This window comes from Streptosporangium sp. CA-115845, from assembly GCF_050943795.1.
GTDB lineage: Bacteria > Actinomycetota > Actinomycetes > Streptosporangiales > Streptosporangiaceae > Streptosporangium.
In genome coordinates, this window is record NZ_CP191988.1 from 957,998 (window position 1) to 983,564 (window position 25,567).

General features: G+C 65.9%; 26 protein-coding genes and 1 tRNA gene. 11 read left to right on the plus strand and 16 right to left on the minus strand.

The features are described 5' to 3' along the window. Positions 1 to 43 precede the first annotated feature (43 nt). Entirely contained in the window at positions 44 to 631 is a 588-nt protein-coding gene (locus tag ACQP0P_RS06700; protein WP_433372357.1) for a copper chaperone PCu(A)C, read from the minus strand. A 261-nt stretch (positions 632 to 892) separates the two neighbouring features. Between ACQP0P_RS06700 and ACQP0P_RS06705 the strand changes: the two genes are divergently transcribed. From ACQP0P_RS06705 to ACQP0P_RS06720, 4 genes are all read left to right on the plus strand, one after another. Continuing rightward, a complete protein-coding gene (locus ACQP0P_RS06705; RefSeq protein ID WP_030924410.1) occupies positions 893 to 1,375 on the plus strand; it encodes a CarD family transcriptional regulator in 483 nt (160 codons plus the stop codon). Positions 1,376 to 1,392: 17 nt separating this feature from the next. After that, entirely contained in the window at positions 1,393 to 1,851 is a 459-nt protein-coding gene (gene ispF, locus ACQP0P_RS06710) for a 2-C-methyl-D-erythritol 2,4-cyclodiphosphate synthase (protein ID WP_030924407.1), read from the plus strand. Between the two features lie 187 nt (positions 1,852 to 2,038). Continuing rightward, positions 2,039 to 2,305 carry a GlsB/YeaQ/YmgE family stress response membrane protein gene (locus ACQP0P_RS06715; protein ID WP_355561110.1) on the plus strand — a complete coding sequence of 89 codons (267 nt, stop codon included), beginning with the start codon at positions 2,039 to 2,041 and terminating at the stop codon, positions 2,303 to 2,305. Positions 2,306 to 2,397: 92 nt separating this feature from the next. Next, on the plus strand, positions 2,398 to 2,664 hold the full coding sequence (locus ACQP0P_RS06720) for a GlsB/YeaQ/YmgE family stress response membrane protein (protein ID WP_433372361.1): 267 nt from the start codon (positions 2,398 to 2,400) through the stop codon (positions 2,662 to 2,664). A gap of 52 nt (positions 2,665 to 2,716) precedes the next feature. On the opposite strand, the gene ACQP0P_RS06725 is transcribed toward ACQP0P_RS06720, so the two are convergent. Then, the gene (locus tag ACQP0P_RS06725) at positions 2,717 to 3,913 is read right to left on the minus strand and encodes a fumarylacetoacetate hydrolase family protein (RefSeq protein ID WP_433372364.1); all 1,197 of its coding nucleotides are present in this window, start codon (positions 3,911 to 3,913) and stop codon (positions 2,717 to 2,719) included. A gap of 76 nt (positions 3,914 to 3,989) precedes the next feature. After that, positions 3,990 to 5,318, minus strand: a complete 1,329-nt coding sequence (locus tag ACQP0P_RS06730; RefSeq protein ID WP_433372366.1) for a hypothetical protein — start codon at positions 5,316 to 5,318, stop codon at positions 3,990 to 3,992. A gap of 193 nt (positions 5,319 to 5,511) precedes the next feature. On the opposite strand from ACQP0P_RS06730, the gene cysS reads away from it, so the two are divergent. From cysS to ACQP0P_RS06745, 3 genes are all read left to right on the plus strand, one after another. Next, positions 5,512 to 6,909 (plus strand): cysteine--tRNA ligase, encoded by a 1,398-nt coding sequence (cysS, locus tag ACQP0P_RS06735; protein WP_433372369.1) that lies wholly within the window; start codon positions 5,512 to 5,514, stop codon positions 6,907 to 6,909. Between the two features lie 23 nt (positions 6,910 to 6,932). Next, entirely contained in the window at positions 6,933 to 7,901 is a 969-nt protein-coding gene (rlmB, locus tag ACQP0P_RS06740) for a 23S rRNA (guanosine(2251)-2'-O)-methyltransferase RlmB (protein ID WP_433372372.1), read from the plus strand. A 72-nt stretch (positions 7,902 to 7,973) separates the two neighbouring features. Then, positions 7,974 to 8,046 (plus strand) — tRNA-Thr (locus ACQP0P_RS06745). Between the two features lie 51 nt (positions 8,047 to 8,097). Here the strand turns inward: ACQP0P_RS06745 and ACQP0P_RS06750 are convergent. The 10 genes from ACQP0P_RS06750 to ACQP0P_RS06795 all read right to left on the minus strand — a co-directional run bounded on the left by ACQP0P_RS06750 (position 8,098) and on the right by ACQP0P_RS06795 (position 16,413). Next, the gene (locus ACQP0P_RS06750) at positions 8,098 to 9,240 is read right to left on the minus strand and encodes a tyrosine-type recombinase/integrase (protein ID WP_433372374.1); all 1,143 of its coding nucleotides are present in this window, start codon (positions 9,238 to 9,240) and stop codon (positions 8,098 to 8,100) included. Continuing rightward, complete coding sequence (locus ACQP0P_RS06755) at positions 9,240 to 9,494, minus strand: excisionase family DNA-binding protein (RefSeq protein WP_433372377.1); 255 nt, start codon at positions 9,492 to 9,494, stop codon at positions 9,240 to 9,242. The genes ACQP0P_RS06750 and ACQP0P_RS06755 overlap by 1 nt, the downstream gene beginning before the upstream one ends. After that, positions 9,491 to 11,230 carry a replication initiator gene (locus tag ACQP0P_RS06760; RefSeq protein WP_433372380.1) on the minus strand — a complete coding sequence of 580 codons (1,740 nt, stop codon included), beginning with the start codon at positions 11,228 to 11,230 and terminating at the stop codon, positions 9,491 to 9,493. Before ACQP0P_RS06760 ends, ACQP0P_RS06755 begins: the two co-directional genes overlap by 4 nt. Further along, positions 11,227 to 11,421, minus strand: a complete 195-nt coding sequence (locus ACQP0P_RS06765; protein ID WP_433372383.1) for a hypothetical protein — start codon at positions 11,419 to 11,421, stop codon at positions 11,227 to 11,229. The genes ACQP0P_RS06760 and ACQP0P_RS06765 overlap by 4 nt, the downstream gene beginning before the upstream one ends. After that, positions 11,421 to 12,866: an FtsK/SpoIIIE domain-containing protein gene (locus tag ACQP0P_RS06770; protein ID WP_433372385.1), complete on the minus strand. Its 1,446-nt coding sequence runs from the start codon at positions 12,864 to 12,866 to the stop codon at positions 11,421 to 11,423. Before ACQP0P_RS06770 ends, ACQP0P_RS06765 begins: the two co-directional genes overlap by 1 nt. Positions 12,867 to 12,949: 83 nt before the next feature. Then, positions 12,950 to 13,276, minus strand: a complete 327-nt coding sequence (locus ACQP0P_RS06775; protein WP_433372388.1) for a hypothetical protein — start codon at positions 13,274 to 13,276, stop codon at positions 12,950 to 12,952. After that, positions 13,273 to 13,692: a plasmid replication, integration and excision activator gene (locus tag ACQP0P_RS06780; protein WP_433372391.1), complete on the minus strand. Its 420-nt coding sequence runs from the start codon at positions 13,690 to 13,692 to the stop codon at positions 13,273 to 13,275. Before ACQP0P_RS06780 ends, ACQP0P_RS06775 begins: the two co-directional genes overlap by 4 nt. Before the next feature lie 119 nt (positions 13,693 to 13,811). Further along, complete coding sequence (locus tag ACQP0P_RS06785) at positions 13,812 to 14,546, minus strand: GntR family transcriptional regulator (protein ID WP_433372394.1); 735 nt, start codon at positions 14,544 to 14,546, stop codon at positions 13,812 to 13,814. A 424-nt stretch (positions 14,547 to 14,970) separates the two neighbouring features. Continuing rightward, positions 14,971 to 15,258 carry a hypothetical protein gene (locus ACQP0P_RS06790; RefSeq protein WP_433372396.1) on the minus strand — a complete coding sequence of 96 codons (288 nt, stop codon included), beginning with the start codon at positions 15,256 to 15,258 and terminating at the stop codon, positions 14,971 to 14,973. 369 nt (positions 15,259 to 15,627) lie between these two features. Then, complete coding sequence (locus ACQP0P_RS06795) at positions 15,628 to 16,413, minus strand: GntR family transcriptional regulator (RefSeq protein ID WP_433372399.1); 786 nt, start codon at positions 16,411 to 16,413, stop codon at positions 15,628 to 15,630. A gap of 76 nt (positions 16,414 to 16,489) precedes the next feature. Between ACQP0P_RS06795 and ACQP0P_RS06800 the strand changes: the two genes are divergently transcribed. Further along, positions 16,490 to 16,942 (plus strand): NUDIX hydrolase, encoded by a 453-nt coding sequence (locus ACQP0P_RS06800; RefSeq protein ID WP_433372401.1) that lies wholly within the window; start codon positions 16,490 to 16,492, stop codon positions 16,940 to 16,942. Positions 16,943 to 17,079: 137 nt separating this feature from the next. On the opposite strand, the gene ACQP0P_RS06805 is transcribed toward ACQP0P_RS06800, so the two are convergent. Beyond that, the gene (locus tag ACQP0P_RS06805) at positions 17,080 to 19,188 is read right to left on the minus strand and encodes a tetratricopeptide repeat protein (protein ID WP_433372404.1); all 2,109 of its coding nucleotides are present in this window, start codon (positions 19,186 to 19,188) and stop codon (positions 17,080 to 17,082) included. 902 nt (positions 19,189 to 20,090) lie between these two features. Between ACQP0P_RS06805 and ACQP0P_RS06810 the strand changes: the two genes are divergently transcribed. Next, positions 20,091 to 20,339, plus strand: a complete 249-nt coding sequence (locus ACQP0P_RS06810) for a hypothetical protein (protein WP_433372407.1) — start codon at positions 20,091 to 20,093, stop codon at positions 20,337 to 20,339. Between the two features lie 783 nt (positions 20,340 to 21,122). On the opposite strand, the gene ACQP0P_RS06815 is transcribed toward ACQP0P_RS06810, so the two are convergent. Beyond that, on the minus strand, positions 21,123 to 21,425 hold the full coding sequence (locus ACQP0P_RS06815) for a hypothetical protein (protein WP_433372409.1): 303 nt from the start codon (positions 21,423 to 21,425) through the stop codon (positions 21,123 to 21,125). Between the two features lie 107 nt (positions 21,426 to 21,532). Continuing rightward, positions 21,533 to 21,991: a hypothetical protein gene (locus ACQP0P_RS06820; RefSeq protein ID WP_433372412.1), complete on the minus strand. Its 459-nt coding sequence runs from the start codon at positions 21,989 to 21,991 to the stop codon at positions 21,533 to 21,535. 452 nt (positions 21,992 to 22,443) lie between these two features. Here ACQP0P_RS06820 and ACQP0P_RS06825 point away from each other — a divergent pair, with 452 nt between their 5' ends. Further along, positions 22,444 to 23,361 (plus strand): COG1470 family protein, encoded by a 918-nt coding sequence (locus ACQP0P_RS06825; RefSeq protein ID WP_433372415.1) that lies wholly within the window; start codon positions 22,444 to 22,446, stop codon positions 23,359 to 23,361. 218 nt (positions 23,362 to 23,579) lie between these two features. After that, complete coding sequence (locus ACQP0P_RS06830; RefSeq protein ID WP_433372417.1) at positions 23,580 to 25,487, plus strand: glycosyltransferase family 2 protein; 1,908 nt, start codon at positions 23,580 to 23,582, stop codon at positions 25,485 to 25,487. The last annotated feature ends 80 nt before the right edge of the window (positions 25,488 to 25,567 follow it).

A 25,567-nucleotide genomic window follows, 5' to 3' on the forward strand; every position in this document is an offset into this window, starting at 1 on the left:
GTGGTCGCCCGGCGGCCCACCAGGGTGAGGCCGCCGGGAGTGGTCAGTGGCCGTGCCCCTGCCCGTCCTCGGCGGGGGCGGAGGGGGTGGGGGGCGGCGTGGGAGCCGCGGAGGCGCCGGGAACCTGCGGATAGGCGGTGAACTCGCGGCTGCGGGTGATGACCGGGATCGTGAGCTGCACAACCCCCGCGTTGGCGAACTGCAGCTGCACCGGGATGCCCTCGCCGCCCTTGAGCGGCTTCTTCAGCCCCTCGATCAGGATCGTGGGTGTCGGCTTGCCGACGTTCACCCGCTGGTTCTGGGGGAGCGTCACGGGCGCGGTCACCTTCGCCGTGCCGAGGGCCGGGTCGACGCCGAGACCGACGAGCTGGTCGGGGCCCTTGGTGCTGACCAGGGACATGTAGAGCGGCGTGGCCGTGCCCGCCGGCAGTGACCCGCCGGAGTCGGGGCCCAGGAAGAACGCCTGGGAGATGTCGATGCCCTTCTTGTTGTCGTTGTGCGTCACGGCTTCGGTCGGCGAGTAGGGCTTGTTGGTGATCGCGTCGGATCCGGCGCCACAGCCGGCCAGAGTCAGGGCGGCTGCGAGGGACGCGGCGGCGGCGATCGCCCGGTGACGGCTGTTGCGGGTCACGGTGCGAGTTCTCCTTGTCACGCATGAGGTAGGGCAGGGCCAACCCTATCGGCGACGTTTACCGGCTTCCGCCTCGCCCTGCCTGATCATTCGGAGGTGGGGAACGCAGGTCATAAGTGCTTTTTGCCCCCTTGATTCACACACTTGAGCACTTGTCAAGTCATAAGACGCGGCTTTGACCTGCAGTTATGGTGATTTCACTGTTCCGGGAGGCTGTGGATACGTGGTACTCTTGAGTACAGCGGAAGGGGTACTTGTCACATGACTTTCCAGGTCGGCGACACTGTCGTCTACCCCCACCATGGGGCTGCTCGGATCGAGGCGATCACGACCCGGACCATCAAAGGTGAGGAAAGGACCTACCTGGTTCTTAAGGTCGACAAGGGCGACCTTACCGTCCAGGTGCCGGCTGACAACGCCGAACTCGTGGGTGTTCGCGATGTAGTCGGACAAGAGGGCCTTGAGCGCGTTTTCGACGTGCTTCGAATGCCTCACACCGAAGAGCCCACGAACTGGTCCCGCCGCTACAAGGCGAACCTTGAGAAGTTGGCGTCCGGTGATGTCAACAAGGTCGCCGAGGTCGTTCGCGATCTGTGGCGACGAGACAGGGAACGCGGACTTTCCGCGGGAGAGAAGCGAATGCTGGCCAAGGCCAGGCAGATCCTCGTCAGCGAGCTCGCCCTCGCGGAAAAGACCAATGAGGACAAGGCCGAGGCCCTGCTGGACGAGGTTCTCAACTCCTGAACAAGACATTTCCACGGGTGGGCGTCGGAGTCGACGTCCACCCGTTCGCTTCCGGCCGCGAGCTCCATCTCGCCGGCCTGCACTGGCCCGGGGAGACCGGCCTGGCCGGGCACTCCGACGGTGACGCCGCGGCTCACGCGGCCTGTGACGCTCTGCTGTCGGCGGCCGGTCTCGGCGACCTCGGGGGCCTGTTCGGCACGTCCGATCCCCGCTGGGCCGGTGCCTCGGGTGCCGCCCTGCTGGAGGAGACCGCTCGCCAGGTGCGGGCCGCGGGCTTCGAGATCGGCAACGTGGCCGTCCAAGTGATCGGTAACCGGCCCAAGATGGCCCCCCGTCGCGTCGAGGCCGAGAAGGCCCTCAGCGCGGCCGTGGGCGCCCCCGTGAGCGTCAGTGCCACCACGACCGACGGGCTGGGCCTCACCGGCCGAGGCGAGGGCGTCGCGGCCATCGCGACCGCGATCGTGGTGAACCTCTAGCGGTTGTCGGACGTCTTCTCATGCGGAACGTGGAAACGTTCCGGCGGGCGGCGCGGAATGCCCGTCAATCCACATCGAGGCGGTGGCTCGTTTCCTGGCGCGGTACGGGCCACCCCTTTTTGGGATGATCTATGAATGCGCTGGGTAACTCCCTGATGACTGTGTCTCGTGACAGGGGGAGCCGGACATGATCGGATCGATTGTCTCCGCAATCATCATCGGCGCCATCATCGGCGCGCTGGCACGCCTCATTCTTCCCGGGCGCCAGAACCTGAGCATCGGCCTGACGCTCATCGTCGGCATCATCGCGGCGCTTATCGGCACCGCCATCGCCGCATCGGTCGGCCTGACCAACACGCGGGGGATCAATTGGTGGGAGCACCTCATCCAACTCGCGCTCGCCGTGATCGGAGTGCTCCTCGTCGTTCAGATGCAGGCGAGGAAGTCGCACTGACCGAATTTTTGCTGTTTACGGGAATATCCATGACATAGGGGGTAGTCACCTCCCTGTGAGAGTGAAGGTCTCACCCTCACTGGGAGGTTGAAATGACTATTGAGTCCATTCTTGGAGCAATCGTCATCGGCGCTGTCATCGGCGCCATCGGTCGCCTGCTGCTTCCCGGTAGGCAGGCGATCGGATGGATTCTGACCATCGTCGTCGGCATTGTCGCGGCGCTCATCGGCACCGCCATCGCCCAGGTTCTCGGCGTCGTCACCACGGACGGGATCGACTGGATCGAACTCGTCATGCAGGTGGGTCTGGCAGTCGTCGGTGTCGGCCTGGTCGCCGGTCTCAAGCGCTCCAGGGTCTGACGAACAGCCTCTGACGAACAGCCTCTGGTGGACAGCGTCTGGTGGACAGCGTCTAGCGGACGGCGGGGCGGACCACTCCGGTGACCTCGCCGAGGCTCAGCTGACCCCCCTCCGGGCCGGAGGTGCTCGCGGTGACGCGCACGATGTCGCCGTCCTCCAGGAAGATCCGTTCGGTTCCGTCCGGCATGCCGAGCGGGTCTCGGCCGTTCCAGGTCAGTTCGAGCAGCGTGCCGAACTGGCTTCTGGCCGATCCTGACACCGGTCCGGAGGTGAGCAGATCGCCGGTCCGCAGCGGGGCGCCGCTCACACCCGTGTGGGCGAATAGCTGCGGGCCGGTCCAATACTGGGTGGCGAACGGCGGTTCCGACAGGAGCCGGCCGTTCAACTCGACCCGCAGGGTGAGGTTCAGGCCCCACTGCCGCCTGGCCAGCAGATAGGGCGGCGGAGGTGGGTCCTGGGCGGGCGGCACCACCCGGGCCGGCTCCAGCGCCGCGAGCGGGACCACCCACGGAGAGATCGAGGTGGCGAACCGTCCGAGAAACGGCCCGAGCGGTGTGCTCTCCCAGGCGATGATGTCCTGGGCCCGCCAGCTGTTGACCACCACCACTCCGAAGACGTGGTCCTCGAACGCCTGGGTTCCCAGCGCGTGCGGCGGGGTTGAGGGGACGCCGACCACGTAGCCGATCTCGGCGGAGAGATCCAGCTGAGTGGACGGCCCGAATACCGGGTCAGCTCCTCCCAGGCCCCGGAGCTGGCCTGACGGGCGCACGACCGGAGTGCCGGAGACCACCACGCTCGACGCCCTGCCGTACTGTCCGATGGGCATCCGCGGCCAGTTGCGCGGCAGCGGATCGCCGGGAGGCCGGAACATCCGGCCCAGGTTCGTCTCGTGCTCGATGGACGACTGGAAGCGGATCAGGTCCGCCACGTGGAACGGCAGGTGCATCAGCACCTCGACCATCGGGATGAGCGCGGGCATCACCACCGGGCGGCATGACGGCTCGGTGAGCAGATGGATCAACCGCTCCCTGACCTCCTGCCAGATCCGCGGTCCCGCGGACAGAAACGCGTTGAGGGTGCCGGAGGCGAACCAGCGCGAGCCCTTCAGCACCCCGGTCTCCGCCAGCAGGCCCAGATCCAGTACCTGGTCGCTGATCGCCACGCCGACACGGGGGAACTCGCCGCGGCGCGAGAAAACCCCGAAGGGCAGGTTCCGCACCGGAAAGCCGCTGTCATCGGAGGCCTTCACCCAGCACTTCGTCACGCCGGCTTCGTTCCCCGGATCCGGTCAGGGGGTCATGCGGGCGTGGTCAAACTTTCGCCCCTCACTCGCCGGGCGGGACGGGCGTGCTGCGCATCCGCCCGGAGGGAGGAGCCGCGGTGCCGTCCTCCTGGTTCGCCTGGGCCTCCTCCCCGGTCTCGGCGGCCTCGGCGCCGTGCGCGGGGTCGGGTGAGCCGCCGGCTCTCCTGCCCGTGGCATCCGCCTTCGCCGCCGCCGCGGTCACCTCCGTCGCCGTCCCGCCGGGCGTGACGTTCGCCGCCCGATCCCGCACGGCGAGGATCGGCTGGGTGTCGGCGTCGCGCTCGCTAACCTCGTCCGTGTCGCGTCGAGCCGTGTCGGGCGGGCCGGCCTCGGCCGTATCGGCTTCGCTCGTCCGGGCCTTCCGCTCCCGGGGGAGGCCGGCGTCGGTGCCCCAGGTCTCCACCCGCTCGCTGACCCTGCTCTCGCCTCCCGGCTCCTCCTCGGTGGCTCGCAGGCCGGGATGGGGCGGGTGAACGAGCAGATCGCCCTGGCGGGGCCGGACCAGGTCACCCCAGCGCATCGGCTTTCCCTGCCGGGGAGCCGCGGCCCTCCGCGGAGGCGGGGGGCCCTGCGGGAGGTCGGCGACCTCGGGGGTCTCCGGCGCCGCGGTGGGGCCGACCACAGGCTCTCCCGTCGGGAGGTCGTGGTGCGGGACCGTCTCCAGCGGAGGGGCGGCGTGCGGATCGAGCATGATCTCGGCCGCGGGGTGGTGCACCAACTGCCCGGGGTGGCCAGGCCCCTGCCGGCGCTCCTCGCGGTCCGGCGCGCCCGGATGCTCCGAGGACGGCCGGTCCGCCTCGGGGAACGGCACGATGTCGTGCTCAGAGGTGATCCGGCCGGCCAGGCTCGCGTCGGTCACGGCACGCCTGGCGGCGGCGTGCTTGATCAGCAGGAGCCAGAGCCAGAGGGCCAGGATCAGCATCACCCAGGGGGCGACGGCGACCACGACGGCCGCCCGTTGCTCGTCCACCGCCATCCGCATGGCGGTGGCCACCTCGGCGGCGGCCGCGCCGGCGAACAGCAGCGTCAGGACCACCCCCGCCTGCAGCCGTACCGGCCACCAGCCGCCCCTCAGCAGCAGCACACCGATCATCGCGACGACGAGCAGTGCGTCGAAGGCGGCGGGGTAGAGGTACGCGAGGTCGGCGGGCGCTCTGCCCGCCAGGGCGAGGGCGCGCAGGTCCTCGAAGGAGAGCACGCAGGCCGCGGCGGTGAGGGCGGCCACGCCGACTCCGGCGACGGCGATCCCGGCGCGGCGCAGGGCGAGGACCGTCCTGCTCGGTTCGGCGGCGGTCAGGGGCGGGGACGGGCGGGAGAGCGGGTCTGCCGCCGCGGGGGATTTGGCGTCCATGGCTCTTCGAGCCTACAGAATCGACACCCGGCATGATCGTCCGTATCGCTTCCGGGTATGTCTTCTACCCGGTGCTCTTTCACGGGCTGACTGGGGGACATTCACCACTAATGGTCAGAAAATCCCCTAGTGGGTGTCTTCAACGTCCCGCAACCTGGCTTGTGAGGGGAGGTGAGGTATTAGCCTTGCCCTCGTGAGCCTGCAGCTATACGACACCAGCGTACGCGCCGTCCGCGAATTCGTCCCGGTCGAACCCGGCCGGGCCTCGATCTACCTGTGTGGTGCCACCGTGCAGGCTCCCCCGCACATCGGGCACATCCGCTCGGGCGTCAACTTCGACGTGCTCCGCCGCTGGATGATCAGGTCAGGCTACGAGGTGACCTTCTGCCGCAACGTCACCGACATCGATGACAAGATCATCAGGGTCGCGGCGGCGGAGAACGTGCCGTGGTTCGCCGTCGCCGAGCGTAACCAGAGGGCCTTCACCTGGGCCTACGAGGTGCTGGGTTGCCTGCCTCCGACCGTCGAGCCACGGGCCACCGGCCATGTGCCCGAGATGATCGAGCTGATGGACCGGCTGATCGCCGTCGGCCACGCCTATGCCTCCGGTGGCGACGTCTACTTCGACGTCATGTCCTACGCCGACCGGTACGGATCGCTCTCCAACCAGAAGCTGCAGAACATGCGGGCCGCGGGTGACACCGAGACCGACTCCGGCAAGCGCGACCCGCGTGACTTCGCGCTCTGGAAGGGCGAGAAGCCCGGCGAGCCGACCTGGCCGACCCCGTGGGGCCGAGGCCGCCCCGGCTGGCACCTGGAGTGCTCGGCCATGGCGACGAAGTATCTCGGCTCGACCTTCGACATCCACGGTGGTGGCGTCGACCTGATCTTCCCGCACCACGAGAACGAGCTGACCCAGTCCCAGGCGGCCGGCGACGGCTTCGCCCGCTACTGGATGCACAACGGCATGCTCAAGATCGGCGCGGAGAAGATGAGCAAGTCGCTCGGTAACTCCCTACTGATCCCCGAGGTCACCAAGAAGGTCCGCCCGGTCGAGCTCCGCTACTACCTGGCGGCCCCGCACTACCGTTCCTCGATCGAATACTCCGAGGAGGCGCTCTTCGAGGCCGCCACGGCCTACCAGCGCATCGAGGGCTTCGTCACCCGCGCGGCCGAGGTCATCCACGACGTCGACGCGCACGCGCCGCTCCCGGTGGCCTTTTCCGAGGCTCTCGACGACGACCTGGGCACCCCCCAGGCGCTCGCCGTGGTGCACGAGGTGGTCCGCGAGGGCAACGTCGCGCTGGCCCAGGGCAACAAGGAGCAGGTCGCCAGGTTGCTCGCCGAGACGCAGAACATGCTCGACGTCCTCGGCCTCGACCCGCGCTCGGAGCAGTGGCGCTCCACGGGCAGCGAGACCGGCATGCGGGCGACCGTCGACGCGCTGGTCGCCGTCGCCCTGGAGCAGCGGCAGGCGGCGCGGGCACGCAGGGACTTCTCGGCGGCCGACGGCATCCGTGACCAGCTTTCCCGGGCCGGGATCCACGTCGAGGACACCCCCCAGGGCCCTCGCTGGGAACTCTCGCGGTAAAACCAGGCCGTACGCTATAGACCATGGCTGGTGGGGGTAAAGGGTCCGGGCGACCCGCGAAGAAGAAGAGTCCGACCAAGGGCACCGGCGGCAACGTCCGCCGAGGCCTGGAGGGCAGGGGGGCCACCCCGCCGGCGCACATGCGGCACTGGCACAAGGACAAGGCGCGCGCCGAGCGGATCGAGCGCGAGGAGAAGACCGGCAGGTCCGCCTCCCCGCGTACCTCGGCTCGTCCGAGGCGGAGCGACGACGCGCCCGAGCACATCGGCGGGCGCAACCCCGTGGTCGAGGCGCTGCGGGCCGGAGTCCCGGCCAGCACGCTCTACGTGGCCCTGCGCATCGACAACGACGACCGCGTCAAGGAGGCGGTCCGCATCGCCGCCGACCGCGGCATCGCGATGCTGGAGGTCGGGCGGGAGAAGCTGGACCGACTCACCGAGGGGGGGATCCACCAGGGCATCGCCCTGCAGATCCCGGCGTACGACTACGCCCACCCCGACGATCTGGTGCGGATCGCCCAGGACGCCGCGGAGGTGCCGCTGATCGTCGCCCTCGACGGTGTCACCGACCCTCGCAACCTGGGTGCCATCGCCCGCTCGGCCACCGCCTTCGGCGCCCACGGCCTGGTCGTCCCCTCCCGCCGCTCGGCCGGTGTCACCGGTGGTGCCTGGAAGACCTCGGCGGGCACGCTGGCCACCCTGACGGTCGCCCGCGCGGCCAACCTCACCGCCACCCTGCGGGAGTACCGGGAGGCGGGCCTGTTCGTGATCGGCCTGGACGGCGAGGGCAAGGTCGACATCGGCGAGGCCAACCTCCTCGACGGCCCGCTGGTCGTCGTCGTGGGCTCCGAGGGCAAGGGCCTGTCCCGCCTGGTCCGCGAGTCCTGCGACCTGGTCGTCCGCATCCCGATGCACGCCGCGGCCGAGTCCCTCAACGCGGGCGTCGCCGCCGGCATCGCCCTTTACGAGGTCGCCCGCAAGCGTCGTTCCTAACGGTTCGCAATCGTCGCGGCATACCTCGGTGACGTGTGAGGCTTGAGCCGACTACAATCGTCTGGCGACCATGCCGACGTAGCTCAATCGGCAGAGCGACAGTCTTGTAAACTGTAGGTCAGGGGTTCGATTCCCCTCGTCGGCTCGTGATAGAGGGCCAGGTCAACCGGCATCCGGTGACCTGGCCCTTTGATCGTTAAGCGGGCTTTTTGCCTTTTCGTGCCACCCGCGTGCCACTGGCCGTCTTCTGCGCCACCTTGAGTGCCTTGCCCAGAGCCTCCGCGATGGCCTTGTCCCGGTCCTGACTGGCGTGCTGGTAGATCAGCGCCGCCCGCGTCGAGGAGTGCCCCATACGGGACATCAGCTCTTTGAGACTCGCTCCGCTGGAAGCGGCCAAGGTGTTGCCGACGTGGCGGAGATCATGAAAATGAAGATCGGGGAGCCCGACAGCCACACGGACCCTGTTCCACGTCCGGCGAAATCCCGAGTGCTTCAAAGGCCCGCCGTTGGGGCCGGTGAAAACGCGCCCGTTCTCCTCCGGCTCCGCGAACATCTCCAGGTGTACCCGCAGGTCCGGAATGATCTCCGGGGGAATGGACACCATCCGCCGACCGGCTCGCGACTTGGGCGTCTCGTCCAGCACCTTGCCACCGCCGATCTCGACCAGCGCACCGGCGACCCGAAGCACTCCCTGATCAAGGTCGAGGTGTGTACGGCGGAGCCCGGCCAGCTCGCTCCATCGCAGGCTCGCGAAGGTGCCCAGCAGCACGAGCGCCCGATAGCGATCGGGGACCGCCGTCACGATCTCCACGACCTTGGTCAGCGGGATCATCTCCCGTTCCGGGGTGCTCGGCATCCCGGCGCCCTTGATCCGGCACGGATTACGGCGGATCAGTTCATCCTCCACGGCCGTGCCCATGATCGACTTGAGTAGCTGGTAAGCCTTGGCCACGGTGGACTGTCCGACGACGCCGAGCCGTTCCTTGCGCCAACGCCGTACGTCGGCCTCTTTGATGTCGGAGAGGTAGCAGTTGCCGAAAGTCGGGGAGAGATGGTTCTTGAGCAGGCCCCGGTAAAGCACTTCCGTCCGGTGCTTGAGCACACGATCATCTATCCACTCGGTAGCGAAGGTGCCGAAACGGATCTTTCCAGCGTCGGGGGCGGTCCAGTCCTTCCGCAGGATCTCCGACTCTCTGAGAACGAGCCAGTTGTCCGCATCGGTCTTGTTGCCGAAGGTCTCGGGGGCGGTGTAGAACACGCCGTCAGGCCCCTTGTAGCGCGCCTGGAAGCGCCCGGAAGGGAGCTTGCGGATGTTGCCAAACTTCCGGCGTTCTCCCATCAGGCAGCCCTCCTGCGGCGTGTGGTGGTGATCGGTTCGACCAGCCCGGCAGCGATGAACGCCTCTAAGGCCGCTTCGGGGATACGGACGTTTCGTCCGACGTGGATGAAGGCGATGCGGCGTTCTTCGATCAGGCGACGGGGGAAACGGGGGGTGGTGTTGAGCCGTTCGGCCGCCTCTTCCACGGTGAGCAACCGGCCCCGTGCCAGCTCCGGGAGGAGCGAGACGGTTTCTTGCCTGGTCTTCCTGGTCATGCCGCCACCCCCAGGGCCGGAGTTGCCGAAAGATCTGGAACGGGGATGCCGTCCGCTCTGGCCTGGAGTTCGGCCAGGCGTGCTTTGGTGCGGTGGCGGTCGGCGACGCCGCGTAGCAGCCGTTTGGCCAGTGGGGTGCGGTTGGGGTCGCTGGTCGAGACCGGTCGCCACACGTAGCGATGGGAGTCGGTCACGGTGTCGTCGGGTAGGCCGAGCATGTCGAGGACCCAGGCCCGGCGGTCTTGCTTGTGTTCGCGGAGGGTCTTGTTGGACCACTTGCGGGAGACCAGGACGCGACGGCCCGCGTAGCCGAGGTGTTCGGCCTTGTGTGCCTTGCCTTTGCACCGGCCCGGCAGCATCCCGGCTTTGGCGCCTTTGGGCTGAATCCCATAGCGGAGCCAGTTCGCACACGTCGGCGAGCAGGGTTCGTAGCGGAGCGCTTCGACCATCCGAACGGCGTGGTCACGACGGGCGAGGTCGTCGGTGGTGGGGTCGTCGGGGTCGAGGGTGTCGCCGAGGTTCTTGGTCAGGTACTTGGTGAGGTAGCCGATGCGCTTGTGCGCGTCCGGTGATCCGGCGACGATGCCCTGAACATCGACTTGCGGGCCGAAGCGGACCACGTGCAGGGGTTCGGCCTCGTCGTCCTGGTCGAGCTGGTCGAGCGCCTCGTCCCAGGTGAGCAGGAGTTCGCCGGTGGCGGGGTCGAGGTAGTCACCGCTCTGTCCGTCTGGGTAGGGCTCAGCGCGTTCGGCCCGCTCTGCCCAGACCGGCAGGTGGTCTGCATCGAAACGGACTTCATCGACCGAGGGCCACCACACCTGGTGATAGGTCGCGGCGGCAATCGCCTTGATCTCCGCGCGGGGCATGGTCCCGCGGATGGCCATGTGTAGGTGAGGGGCGAGCCGTTTCTGTGGTTCGACGGTGGCGAAGTACTGGACGTCGTAGCCGGCCACCCGGCGAAGGTTCTGCACGAACCGATCGACCAGCTTGGAGAAGTGCAGGGCATCGCGAGCCGCACGAGCGTAGTCGTAGCTGCTCGGATCGACCGGCACGCCCAGGCCGGAGCGGATCTTGCCGTACGAGGGCAGGGTGAGGGTGACGAACAGCGACGGCCGGTAGACCCTGCCGTCGGGGGCGATGAAGGTCCGGCCGAGGGTGGTGTCCTGCTTGGCCCGCTTGGGCAGGTCCGGCGCATCCTGGCGCCGCCTCGTCGAACGCGAGCGCTTCGGGGTCGCCCGGCCACCCAGGACGTTGCCCCGCATCCCAGCTGCGTTGATCTCCGCATCGATCCCAGCTATCGCCTCGTCCCAGTCGGCGACCTCTTCCCCATCTCGTTCGGCCTCGTCACGCTTGGCCTGCACGTCGGCCCGGAACTCGATCAACCACCGCTGATCATCGGTGGAGGGGTGGGGTTCGGCGATGGGCTCATGGCCGAGGTGCCAGCCTTCCCGGCATTGCGCCCGGCGCAACTGCTGATTGCGCTTGGCGCACGGCGGACACTTGGCCTCTTGCGTGGTGCCACAGGGGATGTCGAACGGCTCGACCGTGCCGGTGTGGGTGTCCAGGCGCCGCATCTCGATCGGGCGGATGCACACGCCGTTGAGCTTGGCCACCTCGATGGCCACGTCCAGGGCGACAGGCAGGGTGTCACGAACCAGGCGGGGCAGGGTGCGATCAGAGCCGTTCGGCGAGGTGTCGGTCGAGGGAGTGGACGGGTGGACGGGGGTGTCGGTCACATGGCCCCCTTCGGGTCGATCAGGTCCGCGCACAGCCGGTAGGCGTCGTGGTAGGGGTGTTTGCGCAGCCGCGCGGAGTCGAGGTCGACGATCACCGTCACTTCGGCGAGATCGGAACCGTCGAAGGTCCGCAGCCGCCGGAGGGGAAGACCCTCGATCTCGGCTGGGGTGCCGTGCAGGATGATTCTCATCAGGCCGCCCCGTTCATCTCGATCGGCAGGGTGTCGCCGGTCACCAGGGCCGCCATGGCGCGGATGTCGGCATCGGAGACGTACGCGGCGCGGACCCGGATCGGATCGGGTGAGGTCTCCAGCCGTACGTAGGCGACACCCGCGCCTTGGTCGGGGATCGGGGAGATGTGATCAGCCAGCGCGCCGCGATCCCGAGCGCCGTCACCGAGGACCATGTCCACCTGCTCGGACTCATCCAGCCGGAGTGCGATCTTGTCGGGGAACAGGTTGCGGATGTTCATGACCTCTTTGCGCGGGTCCTGGAGAGCCGCCATGACGCCGAACCCGACCGCACGGCCTTGGGTGGTCAGCGTCGCCAGCGCGGCGGAGATGCGCACCTTGAGACCCTTGTCGGACTGGTAGGCGGTCAGGAACGCCACCTCGTCAACGAGGACTAGGACGAACGGGTCATCGACGGTGGGGGTGTGGGAGCGCTGGAGTCCGGCGTAGCGGTCGGCCCGCTCCTGCATGATCCGCACGGCGGCTTCCAGCAGATCGGCGCACGCGGCCGGATCGGCGGCATACCGATCTCCGAAGATCTCGCGTCCGTAGGACAACTCCATCCGCTTGGGGTCCAACGCCCAGACCTCAACGATGCCTGCCCGAACCGCCGGTAGCAGACCACGGACGGCCGACCACAGGAACGAGCCCTTACCCGCTCCGGTCGCGCCCGCGATCAGCACGTGCGTCCCGTGCACCTTGAGCAGGTACGGGCAGCCGTCCTCGCACTTGCCGATCTCGACCGGCCCCACCGACGCCACCGCAGGGAGGGGAACCGCCGGCAGGGGGACGGCCAGCGGGTCACGGCGGGGAAAGGTCAGCCGCAGACGACCAGCCCGCACGACGGCGACCCGGCAGGAGGAGGCACCGAACCCGTGGGCGAGGTGGTCGATGCGGTCGGACCAGTCCTTGACCGACTGTCCGCTGATCATCTTCACCGTGACCACATCCGCCCAGGAGGTACAGGAGACGCCGACGAGGTGAGGCAGGTAGTCACGGCCTTGGAGATGATGGCCGAGCCCGGAGACGATCATCACCGGTTGCCAGTGCCGCCGGTAGATCCACACCAGCCGCCAGAAGGCCAGCAGGCGCCAGCCGATCCAGCGATCGAACGAGGCCCGGTCGAAGAACGGCCACGGGGCCAGGAGCGAGAGGGGAACGGTGACGGCGACCAGGGCGACGCGCCAGCCGTACAGGACACCGAGCACGACCGGACTGGCGACCAGCGCCATAGCGACCGGGTGACGCCAGATGAGCCGGACCATTCCGGCCAGCAGACGCCACAGAAAGATCGTGATGGTGAGGATGGCCGGGGTACGGACCACGGCCGGGCGGAACACTACGGCGGTGTCGGGGGTGGTGGAGACGAGGGTGCGTGCCTCGTCACCGGGCAGTTTTTTGAACATTAGGCTTGAGCCCTCTCTTGATGTGCTGTCTGGGGAGAACCGAGGGGCCGCCGGAATGCCAGTTCCAGCGGCCCCGCTTCGTGTCAGGCCGCCTTGCCCTGCTCGGACTCGTCGGCCTGGTGGGGATTGGTGGACTGTTCGGTGTGCAGGCGCTCGCAGTCGGCCAGGTAGCGCGCGGCAGCGGTGAAGATCTCCCGCGCGAGGTTCACGTCCCGTTCGGTGACCGGCCCGCCGCCTGTGGTGGTGACCGTCATCTGTGCCTCAGTGCTGGACAGGGTCAGGAACGGCCGCTCCCCGTCGCCCCCGAACGCCTTGGCCGACACCTCCGAGGTGCAGAAGGAGACATCGAACCGGGTGACGCCTTCGCGGATCGACGCGGTGACGTAGGTGTAGGGCTTGTGCTCACTCACGCGGCCACGTCCTTACCTGCCGAAGCCTTGACCGCAGCGGTTCGGGGAGCCCGCATCACCGTTGCCCGCAGGGACCAGGCCAGGCGGCCGGTCTTCTCGGCGACGTAGGCGGTGGCGGTCATGCCGTCGAACTCGATCGGCACGAACGGCATGTTGGGCAGCGAGGGTGGAGGAACGGGCTGGACCGGGGACAGGATCTTGACCGCCACCGTCTTCTGAGTGGCCTTGAGGGTCGGGTCTGCGTCCATGACGGCGACCTGCCAGACGAGTTCGCCGGTGGTCTTGTCCTTGGCGTAGACCGTGCGCCCGCCGGTCGAGGCGGTGAAGTCCTTGACCTGCTCGACCTCACCGACGACGTAGCAGCCGTGCGGGAAGACCAGATCGAAGCTGACGGGGATGGGGCCTTGGATGGCCATGATGTGTTCTCCTGTTGTTCGGTTGGCATGTCGGTAACTCGTACTGTCAAGTTGAAGCTAAACGATGAACGGATACTCGACAAGACGAGTTTCCGTTTGGATGTGTGAGCTACATCACACTACAGAGAGTAGGTGTCTTCCAGTTCGTGAAGCGTCCCCGGCAGGGCAACCTCGATGACCATGACATGACGATTCCCGGCGAAGACCCGAGCCGTCACCCCCATGACCGCCGCCGTCTTGCCCAGCCTCAACAGCTTCATCTCGTCGGCCGTGGGGTGACGAGCCGCCAGACGTTCGATGACGTGATCCAGCCGAAGCCCCTTGATCGCCTGCACGTGCTGACGGATGCCCGCCGTCAGGGGCAGCGCCTTGCCCAGATCGGTTCCCTCGGCCAGTTCGATCGGACACCAGAAGGTGACCAGCTCACATGGATCAGCACCGTCGCTCAGCAGGATTCGACGCATCATGACCGGCGCCCCGGTGGGCAGAGCCAACGTCGCCGCGATGTTCGCGGGAGCCGGACGAGGCCCCGCCTCCAGCACCGCAGCGCCCTGGCCGGCTTCCGCACGGTCCAAGACGGCACGGCCAGGCCGGGAGAAGTCCTCCTCAGCCAGCGGAGGCGCCATCTTCACGTACGAGCCCTTGCCGTGCTCCCGGTCGATGAAGCCCCGAAGCTGCAACACCTGGAGTGCCCGCACCACGGTAGGACGGCTGACCGCGAACTCCCGGATCAGCTGCGTCTCAGAAGGCAGCAGAGAACCGGGCGGATAGGTGCCGTCCGCGATCTTGTGCCGGATCTGCGCAACGATCTGGGCGTACTTCGGAGGCGCGTATTCCTCACCGGAAACGGACATATTAACAACCCAACTACTCGACTTATCGTCAGCATAGATGCGAACTTCCGAGTTGCAAAGCGAACGCTCTACCGCAGGTGGGGAGTGTGGCGGTGCGAGACCTCCGGCGCCCTCCGCAACCAGTCACCGCACCACCACACTCGTCTACCGAGCCCGCCCAGCCAGCAACGCCGACCAGACGGCCCGAGCTTCGGTGATCCTCCACAGACGGGTCTCATGGACCAGGTGACCGTCATCGTTTTGAACGGTCCGCCTGATGAACCCCTGCCCGGCGCCAACCTGAAGTTCGTAGACCGTGGCCCGGCACACGCACGTCCACACCTCCGGGTGTGCTCGCTCCAAAGCCCCCTCAGGCGTCCGCCACTCCAGACGCACATGATCACGTTGAGCCATGGCCACATGCGGACTGATCCTGACGCACTCATCAGACAGGATCGGCACAATGAGCCCCCGTCGTCACAGCAGGCAGCGGATGAGCCCTCCGGAGATCGGTGTAACGGAACGCCACTCGTCGCGCGGCCCGTGCAGGCTCCGCCGCCGCGTGCCAGGCATACAGCACCTGTCCGCGCCTGGCATCTAAGCGCCCCGTACTCCACCAGAAGGTCAGGCCGTCTGACCAGACGGTCAATCCCGTCCAGACCGACACCACGGCCAGCCCGTAACCGTCGTTGACGTCGGCATCGATCCCGCACAGCCCCAGCTCCACCTTCAAGGACTCCGCCGCCCCTACCGGAGAACAGATGTCACCGAGGACCAGGCGTCCCGCAGGTGGCAAGGCGCTCATGCGCCGGGCCGTGTGATCGAAGCCGGGGCGACTCTCTGCCCCTGGCACAGGGAGCAGTCGTCCCGGACACGGATGAGAGACAGGGGCGATCCTCGCGGACCGCCGATCAGAGCACGCCGCTGGCTTACGTACTTCCACCCTTTGCCGTCGCATGAAATGCATGCTTGCCCGGTCATGACGTGTGCCCCTCAAGTCGACGCTTCGCGCTCAGTTGATCTGCCTCCAGTAGACGTCTGCTCGACTAGAGGAGTAAGCGCGTAAGACATTTATGACTCCTCTAGAGGAGTTCGTCAAGCGTTATCGCGCAGGCAGCTCGTACGAGAGCACATAGGCATCGCTGGACATCACCGTGTCGCACACCTCCACCGCACGACCATCGGCGGCATAAGCCGTACGGACCAGGTGAAACACCGGAACACCCGGCGCCAGCTTCAGCGCCCGCACCTCATCACGCAACGGCATCCGAGACCGGATCTCCTCCACGAAACGATCCAGCCGGAACCCCAACTCCTCCAGCCGGGCATAGATCCCACCCGGACCACTGTCCGGCTGCGCGATCCGCGTGCCCCGCGCGATCTCCGCCGGGATATACGACACGGCCGTCTCCACCGGCTGACCATTGATCAGATACCGGCGCGATCGGACGATCACATGATCTTCCAAGCTGATCCCGAGCAGTCCGGCGACCTCCGCAGAGGGCCGCTCCTCGGTGATCTCGATGGAGTCGACGGTCGGCTTCCCGCCCGCACCCTCTGTCTCCGCGATGAACGCGGCCTTGCCCTGCTCACGATGGCGACGGGCGAACCGGTCGGAGGCCAGCCGCCGCACCGGAGGATGAGACCGGACAAAGACACCACGCCCATGCTCAGCCACCGTCAGCCCCTCACCCTGGAGGACCTGGAGCGCGTTGCGAATGGTCATCCGCGCGACGCCGTAGTGTTGCATGAGCCGAGCTTCCGAGGGCACCTTGTCACCTTCGGCCAGAGTGCCCCGCTCGATCGTATGCCTGATGTGATCGGCGATCTGCCGGAAGACGGCCCGATCGCTGGTCGGGTCCAGATCCGGAAACGGCAGCTCGGCCACGACCAACAACTCCTCAACTCGTACATACGTGTACCGCAGTCCGAGAATAGCGATCAGCAGCCCCGGAGGACATCCGATGGATCACCACAACACGCAGCACTCCGTCAGCGTGGCAGGCGTGATCATCGACGACCAAGGCCGCGCACTCCTCACCCAACGACGAGACAACAACCACTGGGAAGCACCCGGCGGAGTCCTCGAACGCGACGAGGACATCACCGCCGGCCTACTCCGAGAGATCCACGAAGAGACCGGCCTGCACGTCGAGCCCGTCACCCTCACCGGCGTCTACAAGAACATGACACGCGGCATCGTCGCCCTGGTCTTCCGCTGCAAGGTCATCGGCGGCCACATCACCGAGACCGACGAGACCCGCGCGTTCCGCTGGGTCACCGCGGACGAGGTCCGGGAACTCGCCTCCGAGGCATTCGCCATCCGCGTCCTCGACGCCATGCACCACGGCCAAGCGCCGGCCATCCGCCACCACGACGGCACTCATCTACTCGGGTCGTCACAGCTACATGGGTGACTTGCCGAATTGTTCTTATGGGTTATCAAGGGCGGCGCTGCGCGCCGCCGAGCGGCCCTTGCCCGCTCGCCGGCCGGGCGTGCGGCCTGGAGGCCGGTCCCGGCCGGCGGCGTTCCGGGCCGCGTCCTGGACATGGCTCAGTGGGCTTTTCGAGCCATAGCCAAGTTGTTCCGCACGGTCATAGTGAGGGGATGATGCTCGCCCAACACCCGAATGCAATCGTTGAGTGTCTGTCTATACAGAGCGATGGCCTCATTCACTCGTCCCGCCGACTGATAGGCATAAGCGAGACTATGGCGACGGGCTATAGTCGAGGAATTATCCTCACCCAGCATCCGAACGGTTCCAGCGAGGTTTTGTTGATAGAGGTCGATAGCCTCTTCCGCACGTCCTGTTGACCGATATACGCCCGCGAGGTTGTGGCGGCCAGTCAAGGTATCAGGGTGATCTTCACCCAACACAAGCAATCGTGCAGCGAGGTTTTGTTGGTAGAGGTTGATGGCTTCGTCGACCCGTCCCACCGACTCATATGCGTACGCAAGGTTATGGCGATTGGTTAAAGTATCAGGGTGATTTTCGCCTAGCACGCGGATGGAATCGGCCAGATTTTGTTGGTAGAGGTTGATGGCTTCGTCGACCCGTCCCACCGACTCATATGCGTACGCAAGGTTATGGCGACTAGCTAAGACTCCAGGATCACTCTCGCCCAGCACGCGGATGGAATCGGCCAGACTTTGTTGGTAGAGGTTGATGGCTTCGTCGACCCGTCCCACCGACTCATATGCGTACGCAAGGTTATGGCGATTGGTTAAAGTATCAGGGTGATTTTCGCCTAGCACGCGGATGGAATCGGCCAGATTTTGTTGGTAGAGGTTGATGGCCTCGTTAATCCGTCCTGCTGACACGTATGCGGCAGCGAGGTTGTGGCGACTAACTAGAGTATCTGGGTGGTATTCACCCAGCACGCGTGTACGCTCGGCCAGATTTTGTTGGTAGAGGTCGATGGCCTCGTTAATCCGTCCTGCTGACACGTATGCGGCAGCGAGGTTGTGGCGACTAACTAGAGTATCTGGGTGGTATTCACCCAGCACGCGTGTACGCTCGGCCAGATTTTGTTGGTAGAGGTCGATGGCCTCGTTAATCCGTCCTGCTGACACGTATGCGGCAGCGAGTTTGTGGCGACTAACTAGAGTAGACGGGTGGTGTTCGCCCAGCACGCGGACCGAATCCGTAAGAGACTTTTGATAGAGGTTGATGGCCTCGTCTTCTCGCCCCAGCGACCGATAAGCATCAGCAAGATTACGGCTGATAGTCAAAATCCCTAAGTGATCCTCACCCAAGGTACGTATGAAATCAGCCCGAGTCTGCTCCAACAACACAACGGCATCGTCCAAACGCCCCTGCGCGCCATATATGTTTGCAATGTAAGCGCGGCTCGCCAGAGTGTCAGGATGTTCGACCCCGAGGACACGTTCCTGATCAGTAAGGATCGCTGAAATAGACTGCAGTGCAGAATCTAGATCACCACTCTGAACAAGAAGGATCGCGTGGTGTTGACGCGCTCTCAGAGTGTTGAGGTTATCGGGACCTAGAACTTTTATCAGATCGTTTACCAACTTCTGTAGCGCATTCAGCGCTTCAGGAATTTTTCCGCCCCGTGCTAGCAATTCTGCTATGCGATACTTCGTTTCGAGAACGGTTGGGTGATCGGAGCCAAAGATCTTTATTTGATCCTGCAAGATATGTTCGTAAAGCGCGCCAGCCTTCTCCCACTCATTTCTTTCTAGTGCGAAGGCGACCTGGTTCATTAAACTCTGCACAGGTTCAGCGGCTTGGAGATTTCCCTGTGTGCCGCTCTCAATCATGCGAATTAGCTCACGGGTCACACCATTAATTTCCTCTTGCGAATCAAAGCGCAGGAACATAATTCCTGTTGAGGACAGCGCTGACTGCATGCGCTCGCTGATTGGATTCATTGTCAGCAGCGCCACTACTGAGCGACCTGGCCATGCCGTCGCGATGTCCATTTGTGCATGGCGCAACACGCTAAGCACGTTGGAGTGTAGGGAAGATTTGCCGACCTTTACTTCAATACAGAGAAGAGCGCCATTGCCATCTGTGACCAGAATGTCGGGAACCCATCCTGAAGGGTTAATTCCAGAAACAGTACTCCATCCGAGGAGTTGGAGTTCATGAGAAATTTCCTCTATTGCGAAAGACTCAATAGGTTGATTCCTCGCCATCATGCCGAACCCCCTTTTTGTCGGAAGAGCCAGTTTCCACTTCCTCGACGCCGCAAGTACTCGAATACGAAAGGTGTTGGTAGGGTGAGTGCTGGCAAGCCAACGGCGATCGCTAAGGATAAAATATTGTAGTCTCTAGCCTCGCTGGAAGGTTGCTCAAGAAGGCCGCGAATAAGCCACGCGCCTGCAAAAAGTAAGACCAGACAAATAATGTAGGAGACCTTGGCTGGGGCAGATGTCAATGGTGACTCTTTCTCCCAAGATAGAAGAACGCTGCGAGAGCGCAAATCCTCTAGTTGGCAGAACTGTACTTCCGCCTTACGAGACCATCGCGAAAGTGCCTGCATTAAGACCTCGGCCAGCATCTCCGCCTCTCGTACGAGAAGCGCAAAAGCGGCCGGGGTTTGAACGGCTCCCCCGGTCATGGTTATGGTGAAGTCCAACGTCGTTGACGTGTTGCAGAAGAATTCGACCTTGCAATGACTTCGGCTAACCGAAAATTCAGGGAAGCTAGCGACAAGGCCGGGAAGCCGCTTTTCCAAAGCTTGCTGAACGTGCCTCGGGGACATGTGCCGATGGCGTACTCGACCCGAGATCACAAACGCCATATACCCAACCTCCCCCGGAGGTCCCGCTTCCGGGAGGCTTCCTGTGCCAAGATCCGGATACGATCTTACAGCCAGCAACTGGTGCAAAGCGTGAGCTTCTTCATCGGATCGCCAACCGAGAGCATCCAGGCAGACGAGGTGGACCGTAGGCACCGACAGCACCGTCCTCCTCGTCGGTCGATTGTCCCGAACGAGCCCGCAGAGTTGAGCGGCAGCGCATCGGACTGTCCGCCAACCCACACACCCGCCGTACCTAACCCACTCGCTGACCACCAGCCCGCCGCCTACAGTGGCGACATGGCCGAGAGCACACCACCTCCAGACGGTCGCTACTCCGAACTCGGCAGGCTCAGCGAAGAAGAGCGCTACATGACGCGTGAGCTCCAAGAAATCCGCGCCCAGATCGCAAGCCTCGTACAGCAGTTCCTCCCTCACCATTCCCACACAGGGAAGATCGACGAAGTCGTGCAGGCCAGCGGGTACAGCCGACACCTGATCGACGTCCTCCGCTACAAAGATCACCCCTGGCACCGCCCGACCTCCTAGCGGGCAAAGTCGACAAGAACAGCCTCCGGCGGGGGCACTTCGGCTCCGGGATGATCGACGTAGCACCACGAAGGCTGTAAGTGGTTGAGGTGGAAGCCGGATCTTCCCGTCTGCCACGTCCCAGGCAAGCCCAACATCTCGGCTCCTCCGGATCAAGGCCGTCTGTGACCGTTGGCATCGCATGGTCGAGGAACGTCTACCGCCTGGCGTACACGCGAAGACGGCCTTGATCCTCCGTCCCCGAGCTGTTGCCCCTCCGGGGTGGGACGAGGCAGACGGGAAGATCCGGCGGGGGAGGTGTGTGCGTCCGCACGGGGTTCTCAGGCCGTGCCATTCGCGTGCCAGTAAGGCAGGGGAACAAGGGGGAATCACGGGGACTCACGGACAGGGCGAGACTGCCCCTGACCAGCGCCGCAGCAGCTCAGAGGGTCGCGTACCGAGATCTTGTAAACTGTAGGTCAGGGGTTCGATTCCCCTCGTCGGCTCGCATGTGAAAGGCCAGGTCACCTGATATCAGGTGACCTGGCCTCTCGTTGTTCAGTCGGACTTTATGATCTTCTGTGCCTGTTGCGTGCCCGTTCGCCCGTACCCTCTTGCTCGAAGGTGAGATGGTCACCGACGTCCAGGTCCTCGGCCGGCCCGGCGCAGCCCACGATCGACTCCTGTGGTGTTCGAAATCAGCCAGGGTGGCAAGTGGTCACGCCTTCAGGCGCGTGTGCTGGAACGTGCCCTGCCGTACGCCCCCGCTACGGGGGCGCCGGTGACGGCGCACCGTGCCCTACCTCAGTGCCGTGCCAACCAGCGGCCTGCCGCCGCCCAAGCGTTACGCGGTGCTTCGGGCATATCCCCTTGCGCCGACTCGTGTTGGTCGCGCTTCGCATTCGCGGTACGCAGCGCCCAAACAGCCAGGCCGATGCCCACGAACATGGCGAGCACCAAGAAGGTGAACCCCAACCAGCCGAGAACGCTCCATGGCTTGTAGGGACTCACCTGGTAGTGCGCCCGAACCATCGATTCCATGCCCAGGAGTACCGCTGCGATCCCACACATGACCGTAGGAAGAAATAAGAGAGCTCGTTTGCGCACGGGATCAATTGTGGACCCTGGTCGTTTTTGCGCAAAGAGCTGCCATGGATGTGGAGCGCTCTGACCACAGGTTCCAGCCGCTACCCTCGGATCGGCAGCACCCGCTCTCACCACTGGACACCTCTCCGCATGCCCCAAGCAATCACCCCGACAATCAACACGAAGAGCAGCCCCTGGCTCGCCCAGAAGGCCCAGTCGAGCGGCCCCGTCGTGTGAGGGTCCCCGCCGTCCGTGGCCGCGAGCAGTGAGAGAGTCAACGACAGCTCCGTCGCCATCACCAGGAGCATGGCCGCCGAGAACATGAGCAGACGGTTACGCGGCTCATCAGGTGCCTCCTCCGGTTCAGGCGCGCTGTACTCATGTCGGCGGGCCCTGCGAAAACTTTTCACGGCCACCGCCAGTGCAAGAGCCATGCTCAGAACCGCGGCGACCAGGGCCGCCCAGAAGAACGGTCCACGCACATAGGGGTCTGCCCCGCTCACCCACTTGAGGACAAGGATCGCCACCGACAACAGCAGTACGCCCGCAAGTGGTTTGAACGGGCCAGGCGGTAGTTTCCTGAACACACCGTGATTATGTCGATTATTCGCCCCCTCATCCAAGAGCAGCCTCCGGCGGGGGTGTTTCGGCCCCGAGATTATCGCGATCGAAAAGACCGGGGAGCCTGCCTGTCCGCTCCGTTGCATCCCGGGTGCGCACCCCTTTCAGTGCCAAAGGCCGGTTCTCCGGTGAAGGTGAAGGGGTATACCGGGCTCTTTCGAGGTCGGCGCGCCTCTGGCCTGATGCGTGATCGGAAGAGCCGGGCACCGGAGACACGGCCTCCCGAAAGCTTGCGCTCTATGTCATCAAATGGCTACTCTGTGTAAAAAGGATCTTGAGGGCCTTCGTGCCGGTCGCCGGCATCCTGCGGGCCCACCCGTCGGGCACTCGGCGAGATGTTCGGTTCGCCCGTGAAGGGGGCTGAGCGGTGAACGGAAGGCTTCGACGTGTGATCGTCGCGTTTCTGATGGTAGGAGGCGTGACGCTGACGGTGGGGCCGGGGGCTTCCGGGGCGCCGGGCGCGACTCCGGACTTCTCGCTGACGGTGAGTCCACCACGGCTGGTCGTCGCCCCGGAGGAGATCGACGAACCTCAGTCGTTCCAGGTGGCGAACAGGGGGCGGTCGCCCGTCGACGTGGTCGTCGACAGGGTGGGCTTCGCCATGGACGGGGCCGGGAAGATGCTCTTCGAGCGTGACGCACCCCGCTCGGCCGCCGGCTGGCTCAAGGTCAGGCCGGCGAGCTTCCGTCTCGCCCCCGGGGCGGAGCGGGGCGTCACCGTACTGATCGACCCTCCGCCGGAGCCCGAGCACGGCGAGCACCAGGTGGCCCTGCTCTTCGTGGCCCCGGCAGGGGCCGGTGGGGGCAACATCAAGCTGAACCGGGCGATCGGAACGCCGATCTACATCACGGTTCCGGGGCCGATCGACACGTCCGTGCGCATCGGTGACCTGCGCACCTCCGGTGCCTTCTCAACGGGCGGCCCCGTCGACTTCACCACCACCGTCGACAATCTCGGGACCGTTCACCGCGACTTCCTCGGCCCCGGTGCGCTGAAGGTGGAGGTGAACGGGTACGAGGTGCGGTTTCCCGACTTCACCCTGCTCAGGGGAGACAGCAGGGACGTCGCCGTCAGATGGGCGGATCCGCCGTTCATGTGCCTCTGCCATGCGACGGTGTCGGTCTCCGGGTCCAACGGGACACTCCGGCGGAGCGCGACTTTCGTCATCCTCCCCCTGCGCCTCCTCGGGACGCTGATCGTGGTGGCACTCGTGCTGTACATCATCGCCTGGCTGCCGCGCCGTCGTCGGGTTCGGGCGTTCGGGGCGGATCGGGCCCCGAACGGGCGCGCCGACCACGATCGAGACGACCTCGACCGGGCCGGCAGCGGGGTTTAGGAGTGCGGCGTGTCTTTGGTGTCACGGGCCGACCGGGCGGCCGAGGGCGGTGACGTCCGGGGAGGCGGGTTTCCTGCCCATGGTGGGCGAACCAGTCGTTTCTCGCCGAACTCAGCCTTCCCGGGGAGGCAACCCTGTGGATTTGCTCCGCACGAGTGGCCCTTAGTCACATACTGAGACGCTAGATAAGCGGAAAGTAACCGACGAGGGGCGCGGCGGTGGCGGTAACGACTCTTCAGCGAGTCCGTACGGGGCGGGGCGGCTGCGACATCACCAGGGAGGAGGCGATCCGGTCCGACGTCGACGTCACCGTGATCGTCCCCCTGCACAACTGCCGGCCCTATCTCGACAGGTGCCTGACCTCGCTGCTGATCCAGCGGGTCGCCCTGGAGGTGGTGGTCGTCGACGACGGTTCCACCGACGGCGGTGCCGCGCTGCTCGACCTGTACGCCTCCTGCCACCGCGGGGTGATCCGCGTCGTCCGGCAGGAGGCCTCCGGCGGCGCGGGGCGCCCGCGCAACGTCGGCCTCTCCCATGCACGCGGCAGGTACGTCTTCTTCTGCGACGCGGACGACTACCTCGGCCCCCAGGCGCTGGAGCGGATGCTCGCGATGGCCGACCGCAACGGCTCGGACATCGTGCTCGGGAAGATCGTCGGTCATGACCGCAAGGTGCCGATCTCGATGTTCAGGGAGAACGCCGAGCGGGTGCCGCTCGGTGACAGCGCGGTCTACAACAGCCTGAGCTGCTTCAAGCTGTTCCGCAGGGAGATGCTGGAGCGGCACGCCATCCGTTTCGACGAGACGCTTCTGGTCGGCGAGGACGTCGTCTTCACCACCCACGCCTACTGCCACGCGAACGTGATCTCGGTGGTCGCCGACTACGACTGCTACCACCTGGTCGCCCGGCCCGACGGCACCAGCATCATGCAGCGGCAGGGGAGCCGCGACCCGGTCTCCTGGCTGCGGATGATCAGGCGGCCGATCGAGTTGATGCTCGCCCACGTACGGCCGGGAGACCTCCGCGACCACCTCCTGCGGCGGCACTTCCGGATGGACGCCTTCGGCAACCTCGGCAGGCCCTTCCTGGACGCCGGGGAGGTCGAGCGCAAGGAGATCGCCGCCGAGGTGGCCGACATGTGCGAGCGGTGGCTGACCAACGGGGTCCGCGACCGGCTCCCCGCGATCGACCGGAGCAGGATCGCCGCACTGGAGGACATCGACCGCCTGGTGCGGCTGGCGCACATCGAGTCGGCCTCGGTCCGCAGGGAGCTCACCGCGCTCCGCTGGGAGCGGGAGGGAAGGCTGGCGATCTCCGGCAAGGTGGCACTGAGCACGCTGGAGCGGTACGACCGCCCGGAGATCGTCGGTGGTGACCTCGCCCTGGTGCTGCGGCGCCGGCACGCGGGCGCCGGCCCCTTTGACGAGGTCGTGGTCCCGGTAACGGGCGACTGCGCGGAGTTCACCGGGGTCGTCGACGTCACCGGCCTGTCCTCCGGCGTCTGGGACGTTCACGTGGGTGTCGCCTTCGAGGGCGTTCCCCGGCTCGCACGCCTGGGCTCCGACAGGGACGGACTGACCGCACTTCCGGTGCCGCCCGCGCCGCGAGTGGTCGGCGACGTCGTCGCCCTGCCGTACTTCACCCGCCCCTACGGCAACCTCAGCCTTGACATCGGCGGCCACGTGGTCGCGGTGCCGGGCAGCGCGAGGCTGGTGCGCGCCCGCTGGGCGGCGGGGCACCGGCTGGTGCTGCACGGTGAGGTCACCGTGGGCACCGCCGCTCCGGCGGCGGACGCGGTGCGTTACCTGGTCTGGCGGGAGCGCGAGTCGAGCCGGGAGCGGCGTGAGCCGGTCACGGTCGGCGAGGACGGCACGTTCACGGCCTGGCAGGCGATGGGCCGGCTGGGGCCCGGTACCTGGGACGCCTACCTGGAGATGGACCTGGGCGGGCCGCCCGCGCGCTTCAGGATCGAGGCGGTGCCCGAGATGATCGAGCAGCCGCGCACCTGGTGGCGCGGCGCGACCCGGTGGAGCGTCAGGCCCTACGCCACGGCGGGCAAGGGGCGGCTCAGCACCGTGGTGCGCACCTTCGGCCCCCGGACCTTCGTCAGGCGCATCGTGCGTTGACGGCGCCCGGGACCGCCGCGAGCCCGGTGCCATGCGGAAGTCACCAGACCTTCGCCGGGTGTTAATGCCAGTATCTTGCA